This window comes from Flexivirga lutea (assembly GCF_054778955.1).
In genome coordinates this window covers 1,092,491-1,110,263 of record NZ_BAAGZB010000001.1, presented here as the reverse complement: position 1 = coordinate 1,110,263, position 17,773 = coordinate 1,092,491, and the positions used below count along the sequence as shown (strand labels likewise).

The window sequence follows — 17,773 nt, the reverse complement described above, 5'->3', positions numbered from 1 at the left end:
CCTAGACTCCGGCCATGACTGATGCTGTCGCAGCCTTGCAGGCCGCCGTCCGGCGCCGCACCGTGGCCGGTGCGAGCAAGGACGCCGCCGAGTTCGACGGGTTGCATGCCGACCTGCGCAGCCACTTCCCGCTGCTGTTCGGCACCTGCGAGCAGGTCGACCTGCCGGACCATGCGTTGTTGTTGCGCTGGCCGGGCGAGCAGAGCAGTCGTCCGGTCGTGCTGATGGCCCATCAGGACGTCGTGCCGGTCGATCCCCGTGACGAGTGGACGCATCCGGCATACGACGGGCGGGTGGTGGACGGCGTCGTGTGGGGGCGCGGCACGCTGGACTGCAAGGGATCACTGGTGGCCGTGTGCGCCGCGGTCGAGGAGCTGATCGGCGAGGGTGTCCATCCGGCGCAGGACGTGTGGTTGTCGTTCGGGGCCGACGAGGAGGTGCACGGCACCACGGCGCAGGCGGCGATCGCCGCGTTGCAGGAGCGTGCCGTGCAGCCGTGGCTGGTCCTCGACGAGGGCGGTATGGCGGTCAGCGGCGCGTTCCCCGGTGTCTCGAGTCCGCTCGCGGTCATCGGCCTCACCGAGAAGGGCGTCGTCGACCTGGAGCTCGTCGCCCGCGCCGAGGGTGGTCATGCGTCGATGCCACCGCGGAACAGCGCACCGGCGAAGTTGGCGCGGGCGATCCTGGCGCTGGAGAAGCATCCGGCGCCGGCGCAACTCCCCGAACCGGCGCTGGAGATGTTGCAGCGCGTGGCGCCGCACGTGCGTGGTCCGCTCGGTGCGCTCGTCGGCCGGGCCGGGACGTTCCGCCGGCCGCTGTCGAAGATCTTCGCCCGGCTCGGACCCGCGACCGCCGCGATGACGCGCACGACATACGCCGTCACCGAACTCGCGGGAGCACGGGCGACCAACGTGCTGGCGACGACGGCCACCGCCGGTGTGAACCTGCGTGTCGCGGTCACCGAGACCGCCGATGACGCGGTCGAACGCGTGCGCACGCTGGTCGGCGAGGACATCGAGGTGGTCGTCCGGTCGGCCGAGGACCCGAGCCCGGTGGCCGAGCTGGGCGAGGCGTTCGAGTTGCTCGAGCAGGTCACGCGTGAGGTGCTCCCGGATGTCGTCCCGGTGCCCTACGTCGTCATGGCCGCCACCGACGCGCGGCACTTCCAGCGGGTGTGGCACAACTGCTACCGCTTCAACCCGTTCCGGATGAGCGAGGCGCAACGGCAGAGCCTGCACAACGTGAACGAACACCTGCAGGTGCGGTCCTACCTGGAGGGCATCGCCTGGTACCGCGCGCTGCTGCGGGCGCTGTGACCGTGACGCGCACCCGCCCGTTGGCGGGGGTCGGCGCCGTCGTCGGGTTCCTCGTCTGTGTGGAGATCGCCAGCGGGGCCCTGCAGGGTTTCTACACGCCGCTGTACACCGACATCGCCCGGGAGCTGGGGATCGCGGACGCCGACGTCAACTGGTTCGAGGCCGCCCAGCTCGCGCTGTCGGCCATCGTGGTGGCGGTGCTGGCGCGGGTGGCCGACCTGGTCGGCCACCGCCAGGTGCTGCTCGGTTCCACGGCGGTGACCGCGGTCGCCACCTGGGGCGTCGCGCTGGCGCCGGACTTCTGGACGTTCCTGGTCTGCTGGGCGGTGGCCGGGTGTTACGCGATCTGGTTGCCGCTGGAGATCGCGATCGTGCACCGCCGCACCGAGGGCGAGGAGCAGATGACCCGGCTGGCCGCCGCTGTGCTGGTGTGCACGCTGGAGGTGTCGGTGATCGCGACGGCGCTGCTGGCCGGTGGGCTGGCGGGGCACGTCTCGCTGCACCTGGTGCTGTGTGTGCCCGCGGTGATCGTGACCCTCGCGGTGCCGGCGATCTGGTTCGGCGTGCCCGGCATCCCGGTGGCGTCGAAGGAGCGCCTCGACGCCGGCGGGACCACGCTGGTCAGCGTCGGGCTCGTCGGCCTGATGGCGGGGCTGATCCTGGTCCGGGTGCAGGGACCGGGCAGCCCGTGGGCGATCCTCGTGCTGCTGGCCGGGGTAGCCGTGCTCGGCTGGTTCGTCCGGTTCGAACGATCGCAGCAGCAGCCGCTGATCGACACCCGGCTGCTGTTCGGCCGGGCCCAGGCGCCCATCCAGCTCGCGGCGTTCTTCTTCGGCTTCTCGGTGCTCGGCGCCCAGATCCCGCTGTCCACCTTCGCCCGTACCGACCCGGGGTCACCGGCTACGGCCTCGGTGTCAGCGCAGCCCGCGTGTCCACCCTGATCGGGTTGTACGTCGCCACCCTCGCCGTCGGAGCGGTGGTGCTGCCGGCGCTCGCCCGGCGGATGGGCGCCCGCGGGGCGCTCGCGCTGGGGTCGCTGCTGGTCGCCGTCGGCTACCTGCTCTTCCTGCCCCGGCACGGCAGCACCGGTGCCCTGATGGTCAACCTCGGGATCGCCGGGGTCGGCTCCGGGATGCTGGTCGCCGGCCTCCCGGCAGCCGCGGCCGCCGCGGCGCCGGCGCGCCATACCGGCGTCGTCACGGGTATGACGAACATGACCAAGACCGTCGGTGGCGCGATCGCCAGCAGCCTCTTCGCGATCGCGCTGGCCACCACCGGGTCGATCGACTCGGACGCCGCACAGAACCACGCGCCACTGCACGGATACCTCGTGGTGTGGGCGATCTGCGGGGTGACCGCGTTGGTCGGCGGCGCGCTGTTGGTCCTCACCCGTCCCACGGACTGACACCGGCCGCCCGCAAGACCCCACCTGCCGGTCCGGCAGGAGTAGCCTCCGTCCGCGGGCCGGCGCTCCCCGCCTGCCCGCTCCCCGGATCCGCACAGACAGTAGGTGCTCCCATGACTCGTCCTGCACGTCTCGTTCTCGGCCTCGGCACCGCGGTGGTGGTCGCGCTCGGCCTGATGGCGCCGTACTCCCCCGCGCACGCGCAGACCTCGACGGCACCCGGCGGGCCGGGCACGCTCAGCCGGTTCGACCTGGCGCGCAAGGACTGCGTCGGCACGGCCGCCGGCGGGTCGAAGGTCTGGTACACCGTGGCGAACGGCGTGCTGTCCGACGTCTACGAACCCACCATCGACAACTCCGACGTGCAGTCCCTGCAGTACGTCGTCACCGACGGCGACACGTTCACCGATCTGCAGTCGCGCGACCTGAGCTACACCGTTGCGGCCGACTCCACCGGGATGAAGTGCACCGTGACCGCCACGAGCAAGCACGGCTACCGGCTCACGACCACCTACGTCACCGACCCCGCACGCGACTCGGTGGTGATGCACACCAAGCTCTCGGCGACACCGGGGTCACGGCTCGACGTCAACGACCTGTCCGTCTACGCCCGGCTCGACGCCCACGTCAACGGCAACGGAGGCGGCGGCAGCGACAACGGCGGAGCCGACACCGGCACCGTCACCGGCGGCGTCCCGGTCATCCACGACACCGACACCGTCAGCCAGGCCACCAACCGCACGTATGCCGTCCCGACCTTCATGGCGCTCACCGCCGCCCGGCACGGCGCCGCGTCCGTCGGGTATGCCGGGACCGGCTCCGACGGCCTGCAGCAACTCGACGCCGGCCACGATCTCGGGACGACGTACACCAGCGCACCGGACGGGCACATCGTCGCCACCGAGGACGTCACGCCGCACCGCGGGCAGGACATCACGCTGTCGCTCGGTTTCGGTCGTTCGGAGCAGGGCGCGGTCGACGCGGCGCGCGGATCGGTGTCGCGCGCCTTCGCCGGCGTGGCCGCGGCATACACCAACACCTGGCGCACCTACGACCGCGGCCTGAAGCAGCCGGCGAGGTCGGCGACGGCGCAGGAGCGCGCGGCGTACTGGCTGAGCGCGAACGTGCTGAAGGCGAGCGAGGACAAGACCTTCCCGGGCGCGACCGTCGCGTCGCTGGCCAGCCCCTGGGGGCAGGCGGTGAGCGCCGGTGACCTGGTGGGCGGCAAACCGGTCTACTTCGGGTCCTACCGGGAGGTGTTCGCGCGGGACCTCTACGAGACCGCGACGGGCTTCCTCGCCGACGGTGACATCGCATCGGCGCAGGCGGCGACGCGGTTCCTCTTCGACAAGCAGCAACTGGCGGCCGGCAACATGCCGCGCAACTCGCTGCTGAACGGCAAGCCGGCACCGGACACCGGTGGCGACCAACTGGACGAAACGGCCTACCCGATCCTGATGGCGTACCTGTCCGGGCTCGGCTCGGACGCGACACTGTTCACCGACCACATCAAGCCGGCGGCCAACTACCTGGTCGCGCACGGTCCGTGGACCTCCGGTGAGCGCTGGGAGGAGCAGTCCGGCTACTCGCCGTCGACCATCGCGGCAGAGATCGCCGGGCTCACCGCCGCGGCGACCATCGCCGAGCAGCAGGGCGACACCGCGGACGCCAAGCTCTGGCAGGCGACCGCCGACCACTTCCAGCGGACGGTGAAGGACCTGACCGTCACCTCGAACGGCCCCTACAGCAGCAAGCCGTACTTCATCCGGTTGTCGAAGAACGGCGACCCGGACTCGCCGTACACCTACAACCTCGGCAACGGCGGTCCCGACCTGGACCAGCGCGCCGTCGTGGACGGCGGGTTCCAGGACCTGGTGCGGTTGGGCGTGCTCAGCGCCACGGACGCCGACGTGCGCAACTCGCTGCGGGTGCTCGACACGCAGATCGCGCAGCCGACCGCGACCGGGACGGGCTACTACCGCTACGGCAACGACGCCTCGCTCGGCACCGCCGACGGGTACGGCGACTGCGCGAAGCCGTCGCAGACCTCCTGCAGCACACCCGGGCAGCCGTGGCCGACGACCGACACCGGCAGCGGCGGCGTCTGGCCGGTGCTGTCCGGTGAGCGCGCCGAGATGGCCCTGGCGACCGGCGACGAGGCGTTGGCGCAGTCGCAGCTGGACTTCATGCTCGATTCGGCCAGCGGGGTGGGCTTGGTGCCCGAGCAGGTGTGGACGGCCGATGACCTGGCGGCCGCGCCATACGGCTCCGATCCGGCGACCGCGTCGATCGGCTTCCGCAACGGACACGCGAACGGATCCGCCGCTCCCCTGACCTGGGCCCAGGCCCAGCTACTGCGGTTGCTCACCGACACGTGGAGCGGCTCGATCAACGACCGTCCGTCGATCACCACCGAGCGGTATGTCGCCCATGACGCACCCGACGCCGTGCCGGTGACGATCAGCTCACCCACCGGTGGCTCGACGGTGAGCGGGACCGTGACAGTGACCGGCTCGACCACGCCCGGCGCGACGGTCGTCGCCAACGTCGCGGGCACCGACACCGGCAGCTACTCGTCGCCGGTGTCGACGACCGCGGGCGCTGACGGCAGCTACTCCCTGCAGCTGCCGGTGGGCTTCGGCACGGACGTCATCACGGTCACCGCGACGACAGATTCGGGAACGGGTTATGCGCAGGTCTCGGTGACCGGTGACCTGGTCGGCGGCACCACGGTGCTGGACGTGACGGACCCGACCGGTGATGACAACGGGCCGGGGACCTACCAGTACCCGACCGCTTCGGACTTCGTCGCCGGCTCGTATGACCTCACCCGCTTCCAGGTGATCACGCAGGGCGACACGGTCTATCTGCGCACCACGCTGCGCACGCTGACGCCGACCTTCGGCAACCTGATGGGTGCCCAGCTGCTCGACATCTACGTGCACCGCCCGGACGCCTCGTCCACCTCGACGGCCGCGCCGTACCCGAGCCGCAACTACGCGATCGCCGACGACAGTGCCTGGAGTCAGCGCCTGGAGGTCCAGGGCTTCGCGTCGCCGGTGTGGGTGGACGCCGACGGCCGGGCCGCGGGCTCGGTGTCGGCCGTGGTGGCGTCGCAGGCGAACCGGACGATCACCATCGCGGTGCCGGCGGACCAGTTCGGCACACCTGGGTCGGGATGGTCGTTCTCGGTCGCGCTCGCCGGGCAGGACGGTTACAGCTCCGATCATGCGCGCGCGTTCACCGCGACCCCGGGTGCGTACTCGTTCGGCGTGTGCGCCTCCGGTGACACCGCCTCGATCTGCTCGGTCGACCCGGGCACGGTGCCCAAGGTGATGGACGTCATCGCGCCCTCCGGGGTGGACCAGGCGGCGGAGCTGAATCCGCTCAACGGTCCGGTGGCCGTGGAGGGTGTGCCGGTCCCCTGATGCCCATTGACGGTCGAACCGGTCGTTGCGACGGCCCACGACGACCCAACCGGACGACAACCCACCGACCGCGGAGACGGCCCACGACAACCCAGCCGCACGACAACCCAACGGTCATGGCGACGGCCCACGACAACCCACCCGCACGACAACCCAACGGCCGCGGAGGCGACGACCAAAACGGCGGGTGGGCTCACCGAACTCGTTCGGTGAGCCCACCCGCCGTTTTGCGAGGAGCCGAAGCAATAAAACTCAGCTGAAGCTGTCTCCGCAGGCGCAGGAGCTGCCCGCGTTGGGGTTGTCGATGGTGAAGCCCTGCTTCTCGATGGTGTCGGCGAAGTCGATCTTGGCGCCGTCCAGGTAGGGGGCGCTCATCCGGTCGACGACGACCTCGACACCGCCGAAGTCGCGCACCAGGTCACCGTCGAGCGTGCGCTCGTCGAAGTAGAGCTGGTAGATCAGGCCCGAGCAACCGCCGGGCTGCACGCCGACCCGCAGGCGCAGGTCGGCGCGGCCTTCTTGTTCGAGCAGGCTCTTGACCTTGGACGCGGCGACGTCGGTCAGCTCGACGTTGTGGGTCTCGGTGGTCGAAGAAGCGTTGGTGTCGACGCTCATGGCATCAAGTCCTTCTCGTTGCGGTCGAACGGATGACGGTCAGCAGCTGCAACACGGTGCCGGCCGGTCTTGTTCCCAGCGTGTCCACTTGGGTTGCTGTGTCTCCAGGGTACGTCCTGATTCTCAGGTTGCCGACCAGGTGCCCGCGACCCGCCGCGCCAGCGCGGTGACGGCGGGCAGGTGGTCCAGGCTGGCGGCCCGCCGCAGGCTGTGGGCGTCCAGGAGCGGGTATGCCGCGGAAGCGCCGAGGGACATGGTCTCGCGGCGCCCGACGTCGACGCGTTCGGCGAGCACGATGGCCGGTGTCGCCGCGGCGGCCGCCGCCTGCACTGCGGTCGCGACGGTGTCGTGGGCAAGGCTGCGCCAGTCGAAGATGCGGGTGCCGACGACGACGAGGTCCGCCGCGGCCACGTGGCCGGCGAGATCGACGGTCTCGCCGAACAGGTCGGCGCCGGATCGCAGTTGTGCACCGAGGACGGACAGCGCGAATCCGACGCCTCCGCCGGCGCCGCTGCCCGGGTCCCGGTCGAGGGCGTGCACCTTGCCGGTCAGCAGGTCCTTCGGCGGCGGCACGATGCGGTATACCCGCGCGGCGAACTCGCCGATGCGGCGCTCGTTGTCCTGGGCCTCTTGCCCGGTCCAGCCGAGCGTGTCGACCGCGGCAGCCGAGGCGCCCTGCAGTCCGAGCAGCGCGATGTCCTCGCGGTATGCCGCCACGAGCTGGAGCGACCGGGCGCGTTCGACGGCGCGCGGGAGGGCCACCTCGAGGTCGTCACTGCCACCGAGCGTGCGCAGCAGGCCGGCCCCACCGTCGACGCCTGCGGCATCGCCGACGCCGACGACGACGCGCCGAGCACCCTCCTGGATGAGTTCGGCGAGCGCCGCACCGAGCGGCGCGGAGTCGGCTCCATCGATCAGCCGGGCGCCGTCGAGGTAGTGCACTCCGTTCGCGCGCAGCAGTGTGTCACCGTGCGCCGGCGGGGTGTGCGCGTCGAGCGACCGGGCCAGGGCGGTGACGAAGCCGGCTCCCCCGGACGAGAAGGGCAGCTGCACGACGGTGGTCTCCGGCCGCCGGTCCCGCCAGCCCCGCCCGATCGCGGCGGTGATGTCGCCGGCGGGCAGGTGGTCCCAGTGGTCACTGCAGATGACAACGCGCACCGGACCATTGTGACGGCCGCGGGTCGGGGTCAGCCGAGCAGGAGGCGAGCACCTGCCGCGAGCGCCCCGAGTGACACCAGCAGCATCAGGGACCACCAGAGTGCACCGGAGACGCCGGTGATGCGGGCGAGCTGATCGGGGTCGGACCGCCGTGCCGTGCCGGCCCGGCGGCTGCGTTGCAGGTCGACGAGCGACCACGGCCCGGCCAGCAGCAGGAACCAGCCGATCAGCTGTGCGACCGCGGTCTGCGCCGTCGGGCCGAGCCAGCGGGTCACGGCGAAGAGGGCCACGCCGCTGGCCAGCACGACCCAGAGTCCGTAGAGATTGCGGATCTGCAGCAGGAGCAGGGCGAGCGCGACCAGCAGCAGCCAGAGCGTGCCGATCGCGTGACCCCGGTGCACGCCCAGCGTCACCAGCAGCCCGAGGACGGCCGGCCCGACATACCCGGCGAGGAGGGTCAGCACCATCCCGACGCCGGTGGGGCGTCCCTTGGAGACGGTGAGGCCGGAGCTGTCCGAGTGCAGCCGTATGCCGGCCAGGCGGCGTCCGGCGAGCAGGGCGACCAGCCCGTGCGCGCCCTCGTGGACGACCGTGACGAGGTGCCGGCTGAGGCGCCATACCGGAGCCCAGGCGATGCAGGCGAGCGCGAGCACCGCCAGCGCCCACGTGACCCGCAGGTCCGGTGCCGGTGTCATCGCGGTCACCCGCTGCCACCAATCGTTCATGACGACCGAACGACTGACATCACGGAATCACACCGTGGCGGAAGCACCGGGGCGCACGGTGTCCAGCCACAGGTCGGCATACCGGCGGCCATCGACCTCCAGGGCGACGTCGATGACGGCGTCGGCCCGGCCGTGCGGATCGTGTGCCAGGTCGCCGGTCCAGTCCCGCACATCGACGATCGTGCGGCCCCGGGACCAGGTGCCGGCCAGTTCGACCCGCACCGGCAGCGGCGTGGTGCCGATCCCTTCCGGGTCGATGACGGCGCACACCGCACCCGCGTCACCGATGGTGGCCTGCTCGGATCCGAAGCGGTCGCACTGGAACGCGACCAGTTCGCCGGCGAGCCGTGCCGCGTCGCCGCCGGCAGCGATCAGGCTGCGGGCCTCGTCACGTGTCACCGTGGGGTCGTAGAAGACGTCGAGGCCGTACATCGTCACCGGGATGCCGGCATCGGCCGCCGCCTCGAGCACGATCGCCGTCGCCTCGGGATCGTGGAAGACGTTGAACTCCGCCGACGCCGTGGCATTGCCGCGCTGTGCGGCGCCGCCCATGAAGACGATCCGTTCCAGTCGGCGCAGCGCCGCGGGGTAGGTCCGGGCCAGCAGCGCGATGTTGGTCATCGGCGCGGTGGGCACCAGGGTGACTGGTTCGGGCGAGCCGGTGAGAACATCCCGCAACAGCTCCACCGCATGACGCGGGTCCGGGTCACGTGTGGATCGCGCCCAGCCCAGGTCCCCCATGCCGTCGTCTCCGTGGACGTGCCGGGCGTGGACGGCCCGCTCGATCAACGGTCGCTCCGCGCCGCGGCCGACCACGACGTCGCCACGGCCGGCGATCTCGAGCACTGCCAGCGTGTTGCGGGTGACCTGATCGACGTCGGTGTTGCCGCCGACGCAGGTGACGGCACGCAGGTCGATCGCCGGGTGCAAGGCGGCCAGCAACAGTGCGCATGCGTCGTCGACGCCGGTGTCCACGTCCATGACGACAGGGATGCTCCGCATGGGACGACGGTAGCGCCGGCGTCAGTGCCGCAGCAGACCGTCCGGGCCGATCGCCGGGTTGTTGGCCTCGGGCACGCGTTCGGCCGGTGCGATCGGGCCAGGTGGTGTGCCGTCTCCGAACGGCGAACCACCGAGGGATGCCCGGTCGTGCGGCTCCATCCAGTTGGTCAGGTCGGGACCGGCCGGCACGATGCCGGTCGGGTTCACGTCCCGGTGCACCTCGTAGTAGTGGTGCTTGATCTGCACGAAGTCGACGGTGTCGCCGAAGCCCGGCGTCTGGAACAGGTCCCGCGCGTAGGCCCAGAGTGCGTCGAACTCGTCCAGTTTCTGCCGGTTGCACTTGAAGTGGCCGTGGTAGACGGGATCGAAGCGGACCAGCGTCGTGAACAGGCGCACGTCGGCGCAGGTGAGCTGCTCCCCCATCAGGTAGCGCTGTCCCGTGAGACGCTCCTCGAGCCAGTCCAGCGCCGTGAAGAGGCGGTCGTATGCCGCGTCATACGCCTCCTGGGTGCCGGCGAAGCCGCACCGGTAGACGCCGTTGTTGACCTCGGTGTAGATGCGCTGCATCACCGGCGCCATCTCCTCGCGCAGCGCCTCCGGCCACAGGTCGGGTGCACCCTCGCGCTGGTATTGCGTCCATTCGGTCGCGAAGTCCAGCGTCATCTGGGCGAAGTCGTTGGTGACCACTGCCCCGCTGGGCACGTCGACCATCGCCGGGACGGTGATGCCGCGTGGGTAGCCCGGGAAGCGCTTGTCGTAGGCATCCTTCAGCCGTGGGATCTGCAACACCGGGTCGAGGCCGCCCTCGTCCAGGTCGAAGGTCCAGCTGTCGGAGTCGTGTGTCGGGCCGCACAGGCCGAGCGAGATCGCGTCCTCCAGGCCGAGCAGCCGGCGCACCATGATGGCCCGGCTGGCCCACGGACACGCCCGCGCGGCGACGAGTCGGTAGCGACCGGGCTGGACCGGCCACTGCTCGCTGTCGCGCGTGATGCGGTCGTTGATGTAGCGCGTGTCGCGCTCGAAGGTCGGTTCGACGTAGCTGCCCTGTGCCATGTCTCGACGTTACCCGGCGTCGACTCCACGTGCCTGCCACCGGGCGAGCCCGGCTCGCACAGCATCCTCCGGCCAGGTGGCGCCGGCGACTTCGACGATCGTTCGCCCCTCGGCCCGGATGACCCGCTGCACCTGCTGCATCGCGGCGACCACCGACCTCTCGTCAGCCGCAGGCACCTGCAGGGATGCGAGTCGATCGCGTTGCGCCGCAGTCAGTTTCGCCGACCACTGCTTCACGCCCATCGGCGGCAGCGGTTGGTTGGACTCGACATACAGCTCGTAGAGGACGCGCCGGTAGTTGTGCACCGCCTCCTGCCCGAGCAGCCAGTCGTGCCGAGCCACCACCGCGTCCGGGAAGATCGCCAGCTGCCGCGCGAACTCGAGCGCGATCGCCTCCATGCGCTGCGCATCCGGCCCTCGCTGGGCATCCACGACGGTCGGCAGCGGCGACGCATCGTGTCGACGATCGAAGACCGGCACCCGATGACGGTATGGCGTCTCGGCGATGTCAGACGTCGCTTCGAGCACGGCATCGACCCGCAATCCGTCCGCAGTGGTCAGCACGAAACTTCCGGGCAGTCCGGGCATCTCGTGGCTGATGACCGGGTCGAGGAACGCCCAGGTCGTCGCCGCCGAGGTGACGAAGTCGTCGCGGGAGTCGTCCGCGACGGTCACGACCAGGTCCAGGTCGCTGCCGGCGTCGGCCACTCCCCGGCCCAGCGACCCGCTGAGCCAGAGCGCCTCGACACGCCCGTCGGCGCTGAGCGTCGCGACGGTGTGGTCGAGGATCTCGGCATACCCCTCGGGCAGCGGGGCGATGGCCCGCGCTGCTTCCGCCGGGAGAGAGGTGGTTTCGATACGCCCTCCTCCGCTGTGCTCCCCCGGGCTACTCAACCGACGTCGCCCCGGGAAGTCGTTGCAACAACAACGCCTCGGCCAGGCAGACCCGCTCGAACTCACCGAGGTGCAGGCTCTCGTTGGCGCCGTGGGCGCGGGTGTCGGGGTCCTCCACGCCGGTGACCAGGATGGCCGCATCGGGGAACTTCTCGGCGAACGCCGCCACGAACGGGATCGATCCGCCGACACCGATGTCGACCGGTTCGGTGCCGTCCCACGCGTCCTGGAACGAGGAACGTGCCGCCGTGTAGATCGGTCCGTCGGCGTCCGCGTCGAATCCGGCACCCTCGTCGTCGAGGGTGACCTCGACACGCGCACCCCACGGCACGTTGTCCATCAGATGCTTGCGCAGCAGGTCGTATGCCGTCCGCGGGTCCTCCGAGGGTGCGATCCGCATCGAGACCTTCGCGCGGGCGCTGGGCACCAGGGTGTTGGAGGCCACGTCGACGGCCGGAGCGTCGATGCCGATGGTGGTGATCGCCGGCCGGGTCCACAACTGGGACAGGAACGAGCCGGTGCCGATCACCTGCACACCGTCGAGCAGACCGCTCTCCTCACGCAGCCGTGCCTCGTCGAAGTCCAGGTCGGCGGCGTCACCACTGACCAGACCGGCGACCGCGACGTCGCCCTTCTCGTCGTGCAGCGACGCCAGCAGACGGGTCAGCGCGGTCAGCGCGTCCGGTACGGGGCCGCCGAACATGCCCGAGTGCACGCTGTGGTCGAGGGTGCGCACCGAGATCACGACCCGGATCATCCCCCGCAGCGAAGTGGTCAGCGCAGGCACGCCGATCTTCCAGTTGGAGGAGTCGGCCAGCACGATGGCGTCCGCCGCGAGCTTGTCGCCGTGACGTTCCAGGATCGTCGCCAGCGAGTCGGAACCGACCTCCTCCTCGCCCTCGACGAAGACGTTGACACCGCACGGCGGACGACCGCCGTGGGCGCGCAGCGCCGCGACGTGCGCCATCACGCCGGCCTTGTCGTCGGCGGCGCCGCGGCCGTAGAGCCGCCCGTCGCGTTCGGTCGGCTCGAACGGCGCGGTGTCCCAGTCCGTGTCCCGCCCCGGCGGCTGGACGTCGTGGTGCGCGTAGAGCGTGATGGTGGGGGCACCCTCCGGCGCGGCGAGCCGGCCGATGACGGCGGGACGGCCGCCCTCGCGCACGATCTCCACCTCGAGCCCTTCGTCGCGCAGCAACTGCGCCACAGCCTCGGCGCTGTCGTCCACGTGCGATGGGTCGAAGGAGTCGAGGGACACGCTCGGGATGCGGGTGAGCGCCTCCAGGTCGGCGCGCACCCCCGGCATCAGTGCCCGCACGGTCGCGGTCAGGTCGGACGGGTCCGGCGAAGTGGGGTTGTCGGTCACACCGCCACGCTATCGGGTCCGCATCCACCGGCCGTGCCGCGTCGTCGGGCACGGCCTGCGCACCCGTAGACTGTGCCACGTGTTCGGCCGCAACAAGACCCCAGCAGACTCCGACGTGACCACGCAGACGTCCGTGGGCCTGGAAAAGCGCGACAAGCTCGACAAGCTCGACAAGGAGGTCCCCACGCACTCCGCGGTGACGCCGAAGAAGGGCCGGCCGACTCCGTCCCGCAAGGAGCAGGAGGCGGCTCGTCGCAAGCCGCTGGTGCCGGTGGACCGCAAGGCCGCCAAGCGTCAGTCCCGGGAGGATGCCCGCAAGCAGCGCGTCGAGCAGCGCGAGGCCTTCGCGCGCGGTGACGAGAAGGCCCTGCCTCCTCGGGACAAGGGCCCGGTCAAGGGGTTCATCCGCGACTACGTCGACTCGCGGCGCAACTTCGGCGAGATCCTGCTGCCGCTGATGCTCGTCGTGCTGGTGCTGACCGTGCTGCCCAACCGGTCACTGCAGATGGTGGCGTTCTTCCTGGTGTGGATGGTCGTCATCCTCGGCATCATCGACGCCTACCTGATGGTGCGCCGGATCAAGGCACAGATCCGCGAGCGCTTCCACACCGAGCCCCCGCGCGGCACCGCGTCGTACGCGGTGATGCGGGCGTTCCAGTTGCGCGCCGGCCGTCGGCCGATGCCGCGCGTCAAGCGCGGCGACAAGATCTGAGCTACCGGAGAGTGCTCACCCGGCGGCGCCGGGCGATGGCTCGACCCGCGAGGTTGGGCTATCCCCCGGCCGTCAGCAGCATCGGACCGTAGACCCGTGTCTCACCGTGATGCAGCGTCACCGCGCTCACGCCCACACTGAACAACGCGCGCCACTGCTCACCGAGCCAGCTCTCGGCGTCGCTCTGCGTCGGGAAGCCGGTGGTCACCAGCTCCACTCCACGGACTGCGCTTCCGTGTGCGTCCTCATAGGTCCACCGCCAGCCATCGTTCATGGCCGGAACCCTAGTCACCACCGCTGACACCGTCGCCGCCGGAACACGCGAAACCCACTGCACCCCCGAGTGCAGTGGGTTTCGCGGACCCGGTGACCGACCGGGCGGCTCCGGTTACGCGGACTTGACCTCGCTGTGCGTCATCCGCCAGATGCCGACGATCATCGGCAGCGCCAGCCAGATCAGCAACGACACGATCAGCTTCGGCCAGTCATCGCCGTGCATCGTGCCGTCATACAGCGGTGACATGGTCCGATTGGTGTCCGCCCATTTCGCCACCGACTCCGACCACGAGAAGCTGCCGAGGATCGACCAGAGCGTCGGCAGGATCAGGAACGCCACGATCGCGCCCGGCGTGTTCCGGAGCAGCATTCCGAAGGCGACACCGATCGACATGTAGAGCAGCTGCCCGACGATGACACCGAGGATGATCTGCCAACCGAGACTCCATGACTGGTCGCCGCCGCGCAGCGCGCCGGTCAGCGCGGTGAACGCGACTGCGCTGATCAGGGCGAGTACCACGCCCGCCAGCCCGAGGATCAGGCCGGCCGCCCACTTGGCGTAGGCGACCCGCGCGCGGCGGGGTTCCAGCGTGAACGTCACCAGTCCGGTGCGCTGCGACCACTCGGCGGTCACTGCCAGCACCCCGAGCAGCGGCAGCACCATCTGCAGCGGCAGCGACGCCAGCGCGAGGAAATCGCTCAGGTTCTTGTCCTCGCCCGGGCTGCCGCTGAAGACACCGATCAGCGAGACGCCGACGACCAGCGCGGCCACCACCAGCACCAGCACCCGCCCGGCACGGGTGTCGCACAACTTGCGCAGTTCCAGCGAGACCAGCCGCCCGAACGGTATGCCGGGCGTGGCCGCGGCCGGTCGGGGTGGTGCCGGAGCGGCGCGGTCGGCCCGTTCCTCGGTTGTCGTGTCCGGCCGGGTGTTCATGCCGCGACTCCTTCCCGGGCGTCGCCCGCCGTGAGCTGCAGGAACATCTCCTCCAGGCCGGCCGACCCGGCCTCGCGCAGTTCGACGAGCACGATCTGCTGCTCCAGCGCCAGCGCGCCCACCGCACGTGGTGCCGCATCGGTGTGGATGCCGCCTCCGTTCAGCGGCGTCGCCTGGAAACCGCCGACCTCCAAGGCGGTTGCCAGGCGCGCGTCGTCGTCGCTGCGGACCGTGGTCCCCGCGTCGGACATGAGTTCCGCCTTCGAGCCGCTGGCGACGATCTTCCCCCGGCCGATGACGACGAGGTCGTCCGCGACCACTTCGATCTCGTGCAACAGGTGGGACGACAGCAGCACGGTGCCGCCCTCGTCGGCGAAGCCGCGCAGCAGACTGCGCATCCACCGGATGCCGGCCGGGTCGAGCCCGTTGGCCGGCTCATCGAGGATCAGCACCCGCGGGTCGCCCAGCAACGCGTGCGCGATGCCGAGCCGCTGGCGCATACCGAGCGAGTAGTTGCGCAGCCGGCGACGCGACTCGGCCGGTGTCAGTCCGACGAGTTCGAGCATCTCGTCGACACGGCGCCGGTCCAGGCCCATCATGATCGCGCCGAGGGTGAGGATCTCCCGTCCGGTCCGGCCGGTGTGCTGTGCAGCGGCGTCGAGCAGCACACCCACCTGCCGGCCGGGGTTGCCCAGGGCGGCATACGGCTTGCCGAGCACGGTCGCCACGCCACTGGTGGGCGGGGTCAGTCCGCAGATCATCCGCATGCAGGTCGACTTGCCGGCGCCGTTCGGGCCGAGGAAGCCGGTGACCGTCCCCGGGTGCACCGAGAAGGACACGTCGTCGACCGCGGCATACGAGCCGTAGCGGCGGGTGAGGTTCTCCACTTCGATCATGGTCCCCACCATGCACGGCGCGATGGGTGCCGCACATCGGCCGCTGGATGGAACCTGCCTCCTACTTTGGTATGGCGTTCGCGCGACCGACGGCTCTGCCGGCCCGGTCCGCCGGCGCTCTACGCTGACGGCGTGACCCTCGCCCTGCCCGGCACCAGCCGTCGCCGCCACGTCTGGGGTGAGGTATGGCGCGAGCTCGCGGCGGCTGCGCTCGGGGGTCTGCTGCTCGCAGCCCAGATCGCAGGCGGCGCAAGGGGATACCGCGACCCGGGCCCCTGGATCGCGGCCGACCTCGCGCTCGGCGTGGTTGCCCTCGTGCTGCAGCTGTGGCGTCGCCGGTGGCCGTTCGGCATCTGCTTCGTGGTGACCGCGCTGTCCGCGCTCTCCGTCGTCGCGGCAGCATCCTCGTGCATCGCGCTGATCTCCCTGGCAGTGCACCGCCGGTGGCGCCCGACGCTCGTGTGCTGCCTCGAGGCACTGGTGGCGGGATACGTCTCCCAGTTGTTCTTCTACACCGACGCGCACGACGGTTTCAGCGAGTGGATCACCGACACGGTGATCGGCGCGCTCGCCGTCGCACTGTGCGTCGCCATCGGGTGGGCGATCGGTGCACGACGCGTACTGGTGGACAACCTGCGCAGCCAGCTCGCGGTCGCCGAGGACCGCCAGCACCTGCGGGTCGAGCAGGCGCGGGTTGCCGAACGAGCCCGCATCGCGCGAGAGATGCATGACGTGCTGGCCCACCGGATCTCCTTGGTGGCGATGCACTCCGGGGCGCTCACCTACCGCTCGAACCTTTCGCCGGACGAGCTGCGTGAGTCGACGGCGATCATCCGGGACAACGCGTACGCGGCACTGACCGAGCTGCGCGAGGTGCTCGGCGTGCTGCGCGACCCGATGACGGCGTCGCACCGCCCCGACGCGCCACAGCCCACGCTCGGTGATCTGCCGGCCTTGGTCGCCGGCCTCGAATCCAGCGACGGGCCGGTCCAACTCACCATGCCCGACGACCTCGGCGGGTTGACCGAACTCACCTCGCGCAACGCCTACCGGATCGTGCAGGAGGGGCTGACCAACCGCCGTAAGCACGCGCCCGGGCAACCACTCTCCATCCTGCTGTGCCGGGACGGCGACGACCTGCGGCTCACCATGCGCAACGGTGTGCCGGGCCCGGACAGCCGGTTCGTGACCGGCGACATGCCGGACTCGGGCCTGGGACTGGTGGGGGCCACCGAACGCGCCGAACTGGTCGGCGGAGAGCTGACGGCCAGCCGTGACCGCGCGGACGACTTCGTCGTACGAGCCCGGCTACCGTGGCCCCGTGACGACTCCTGACGCGCCGCCGATCCGGGTCCTGCTGGTCGACGACGACGCGCTCGTGCGCGCCGGGCTACGGCTCATCCTGCGCGGGGCACCGGACATCGACGTGCTGAGCGATGACCCGGCCGATGGCGCCGCCGGTGTGGCCGTGGCGCGGGCGCAGCGCCCGGACGTCGTCCTGATGGACATCCGGATGCCGGGCACCGACGGCATCGAAGCGACCAGCACCATTGTCCGGCAACCGGATCCGCCGCACGTGATCGTGCTGACCACGTTCGACTCCGACGACCTGATCGTGCAGGCGCTGCGTGCCGGCGCCAGCGGTTTCCTGCTCAAGGACACCCCGCCCGAGCGGCTGGTGGACGCCGTCCGGTCCGTGGTCGCCGGGGATCCGATCCTGTCCCCCAGCGTCACCCGGCAACTGGTCGAGAAGGTCACGGCCGGCGCGACGGACGGGTATGACGCCGCCCGTCGTCGCCTCGCCGCCCTGACCGAACGCGAACGCGAGGTCGCCGAACTGGTCGGGCGTGGCCTGTCGAACGCCGACATCGGCCGGCAGCTCTACATGAGTGTGCCGACCGTGAAGGCCCACGTGTCGCGGGTGCTGACCAAACTCGACGCCGACAACCGGGTCCAGGTCGCCATCGTGGTGCACGACGCCGGCCTGGACTGA

Annotated in this window: 17 protein-coding genes; 7 read left to right on the top strand and 10 right to left on the bottom strand. The window is 70.7% G+C overall.

Annotation, left to right across the window (positions count from 1 at the left end):
* Positions 1-14: 14 nt before the first annotated feature.
* The 4 genes from ACYVBN_RS05155 to ACYVBN_RS05140 all read left to right on the top strand — a co-directional run bounded on the left by ACYVBN_RS05155 (position 15) and on the right by ACYVBN_RS05140 (position 6,149).
* Positions 15-1,316, top strand: a complete 1,302-nt coding sequence (locus ACYVBN_RS05155) for a zinc-binding metallopeptidase family protein (RefSeq protein WP_460599573.1) — start codon at positions 15-17, stop codon at positions 1,314-1,316.
* A 2-nt stretch (positions 1,317-1,318) separates the two neighbouring features.
* Complete coding sequence (locus tag ACYVBN_RS05150; protein ID WP_460599572.1) at positions 1,319-2,257, top strand: MFS transporter; 939 nt, start codon at positions 1,319-1,321, stop codon at positions 2,255-2,257.
* The gene (locus ACYVBN_RS05145) at positions 2,245-2,721 is read left to right on the top strand and encodes an MFS transporter (protein ID WP_460599571.1); all 477 of its coding nucleotides are present in this window, start codon (positions 2,245-2,247) and stop codon (positions 2,719-2,721) included. Before ACYVBN_RS05150 ends, ACYVBN_RS05145 begins: the two co-directional genes overlap by 13 nt.
* Positions 2,722-2,834: 113 nt before the next feature.
* On the top strand, positions 2,835-6,149 hold the full coding sequence (locus ACYVBN_RS05140; protein ID WP_460599570.1) for a glucodextranase DOMON-like domain-containing protein: 3,315 nt from the start codon (positions 2,835-2,837) through the stop codon (positions 6,147-6,149).
* Positions 6,150-6,401: 252 nt separating this feature from the next.
* Here the strand turns inward: ACYVBN_RS05140 and erpA are convergent, their stop codons facing one another.
* The 7 genes from erpA to ACYVBN_RS05105 form a co-directional block, all read right to left on the bottom strand.
* Entirely contained in the window at positions 6,402-6,764 is a 363-nt protein-coding gene (erpA, locus tag ACYVBN_RS05135; RefSeq protein WP_460599569.1) for a HesB/IscA family protein, read from the bottom strand.
* A 123-nt stretch (positions 6,765-6,887) separates the two neighbouring features.
* Complete coding sequence (locus ACYVBN_RS05130; RefSeq protein WP_460599568.1) at positions 6,888-7,922, bottom strand: glycerate kinase; 1,035 nt, start codon at positions 7,920-7,922, stop codon at positions 6,888-6,890.
* 29 nt (positions 7,923-7,951) lie between these two features.
* Positions 7,952-8,647: a M50 family metallopeptidase gene (locus ACYVBN_RS05125; RefSeq protein ID WP_460599567.1), complete on the bottom strand. Its 696-nt coding sequence runs from the start codon at positions 8,645-8,647 to the stop codon at positions 7,952-7,954.
* Positions 8,648-8,674: 27 nt separating this feature from the next.
* Positions 8,675-9,649: a nucleoside hydrolase gene (locus ACYVBN_RS05120; RefSeq protein WP_460599566.1), complete on the bottom strand. Its 975-nt coding sequence runs from the start codon at positions 9,647-9,649 to the stop codon at positions 8,675-8,677.
* 21 nt (positions 9,650-9,670) lie between these two features.
* Positions 9,671-10,702, bottom strand: coding sequence for a glutathione S-transferase family protein (locus ACYVBN_RS05115; RefSeq protein WP_460599565.1), 1,032 nt, complete (start codon positions 10,700-10,702; stop codon positions 9,671-9,673).
* A 9-nt stretch (positions 10,703-10,711) separates the two neighbouring features.
* The gene (locus tag ACYVBN_RS05110; protein WP_460599564.1) at positions 10,712-11,596 is read right to left on the bottom strand and encodes a nucleotidyltransferase domain-containing protein; all 885 of its coding nucleotides are present in this window, start codon (positions 11,594-11,596) and stop codon (positions 10,712-10,714) included.
* Complete coding sequence (locus ACYVBN_RS05105; protein WP_460599563.1) at positions 11,589-12,959, bottom strand: dipeptidase; 1,371 nt, start codon at positions 12,957-12,959, stop codon at positions 11,589-11,591. Before ACYVBN_RS05105 ends, ACYVBN_RS05110 begins: the two co-directional genes overlap by 8 nt.
* A 79-nt stretch (positions 12,960-13,038) precedes the next feature.
* Between ACYVBN_RS05105 and ACYVBN_RS05100 the strand changes: the two genes are divergently transcribed.
* Positions 13,039-13,671: a DUF3043 domain-containing protein gene (locus tag ACYVBN_RS05100; protein WP_460599562.1), complete on the top strand. Its 633-nt coding sequence runs from the start codon at positions 13,039-13,041 to the stop codon at positions 13,669-13,671.
* Between the two features lie 58 nt (positions 13,672-13,729).
* Here ACYVBN_RS05100 and ACYVBN_RS05095 read toward each other — a convergent pair whose 3' ends face one another.
* The 3 genes from ACYVBN_RS05095 to ACYVBN_RS05085 form a co-directional block, all read right to left on the bottom strand.
* Positions 13,730-13,945 (bottom strand): hypothetical protein, encoded by a 216-nt coding sequence (locus ACYVBN_RS05095; RefSeq protein WP_440282205.1) that lies wholly within the window; start codon positions 13,943-13,945, stop codon positions 13,730-13,732.
* A 114-nt stretch (positions 13,946-14,059) separates the two neighbouring features.
* Positions 14,060-14,884 carry an ABC-2 transporter permease gene (locus ACYVBN_RS05090; RefSeq protein ID WP_460599561.1) on the bottom strand — a complete coding sequence of 275 codons (825 nt, stop codon included), beginning with the start codon at positions 14,882-14,884 and terminating at the stop codon, positions 14,060-14,062.
* Positions 14,881-15,780 (bottom strand): ABC transporter ATP-binding protein, encoded by a 900-nt coding sequence (locus ACYVBN_RS05085; protein WP_460599560.1) that lies wholly within the window; start codon positions 15,778-15,780, stop codon positions 14,881-14,883. Before ACYVBN_RS05085 ends, ACYVBN_RS05090 begins: the two co-directional genes overlap by 4 nt.
* Positions 15,781-15,912: 132 nt before the next feature.
* Here ACYVBN_RS05085 and ACYVBN_RS05080 point away from each other — a divergent pair, with 132 nt between their 5' ends.
* The gene (locus tag ACYVBN_RS05080; protein WP_460599559.1) at positions 15,913-17,115 is read left to right on the top strand and encodes a sensor histidine kinase; all 1,203 of its coding nucleotides are present in this window, start codon (positions 15,913-15,915) and stop codon (positions 17,113-17,115) included.
* Positions 17,102-17,773, top strand: a complete 672-nt coding sequence (locus ACYVBN_RS05075) for a response regulator (RefSeq protein ID WP_460599558.1) — start codon at positions 17,102-17,104, stop codon at positions 17,771-17,773. The genes ACYVBN_RS05080 and ACYVBN_RS05075 overlap by 14 nt, the downstream gene beginning before the upstream one ends.

What these genes read in the sequence shown, in the direction of transcription:
- ACYVBN_RS05155 (WP_460599573.1), top strand. Translation starts at nt 15, where the DNA reads ATGACTGATGCTGTCGCAGCCTTGCAGGCCGCCGTCCGGCGCCGCACC.
- ACYVBN_RS05140 (WP_460599570.1), top strand. Translation starts at nt 2,835, where the DNA reads ATGACTCGTCCTGCACGTCTCGTTCTCGGCCTCGGCACCGCGGTGGTG.
- erpA (WP_460599569.1), bottom strand. Translation starts at nt 6,764, where the DNA reads ATGAGCGTCGACACCAACGCTTCTTCGACCACCGAGACCCACAACGTC.
- ACYVBN_RS05125 (WP_460599567.1), bottom strand. Translation starts at nt 8,647, where the DNA reads ATGAACGATTGGTGGCAGCGGGTGACCGCGATGACACCGGCACCGGAC.
- ACYVBN_RS05120 (WP_460599566.1), bottom strand. Translation starts at nt 9,649, where the DNA reads ATGCGGAGCATCCCTGTCGTCATGGACGTGGACACCGGCGTCGACGAC.
- ACYVBN_RS05115 (WP_460599565.1), bottom strand. Translation starts at nt 10,702, where the DNA reads ATGGCACAGGGCAGCTACGTCGAACCGACCTTCGAGCGCGACACGCGC.
- ACYVBN_RS05095 (WP_440282205.1), bottom strand. Translation starts at nt 13,945, where the DNA reads ATGAACGATGGCTGGCGGTGGACCTATGAGGACGCACACGGAAGCGCA.
- ACYVBN_RS05090 (WP_460599561.1), bottom strand. Translation starts at nt 14,884, where the DNA reads ATGAACACCCGGCCGGACACGACAACCGAGGAACGGGCCGACCGCGCC.
- ACYVBN_RS05085 (WP_460599560.1), bottom strand. Translation starts at nt 15,780, where the DNA reads ATGATCGAAGTGGAGAACCTCACCCGCCGCTACGGCTCGTATGCCGCG.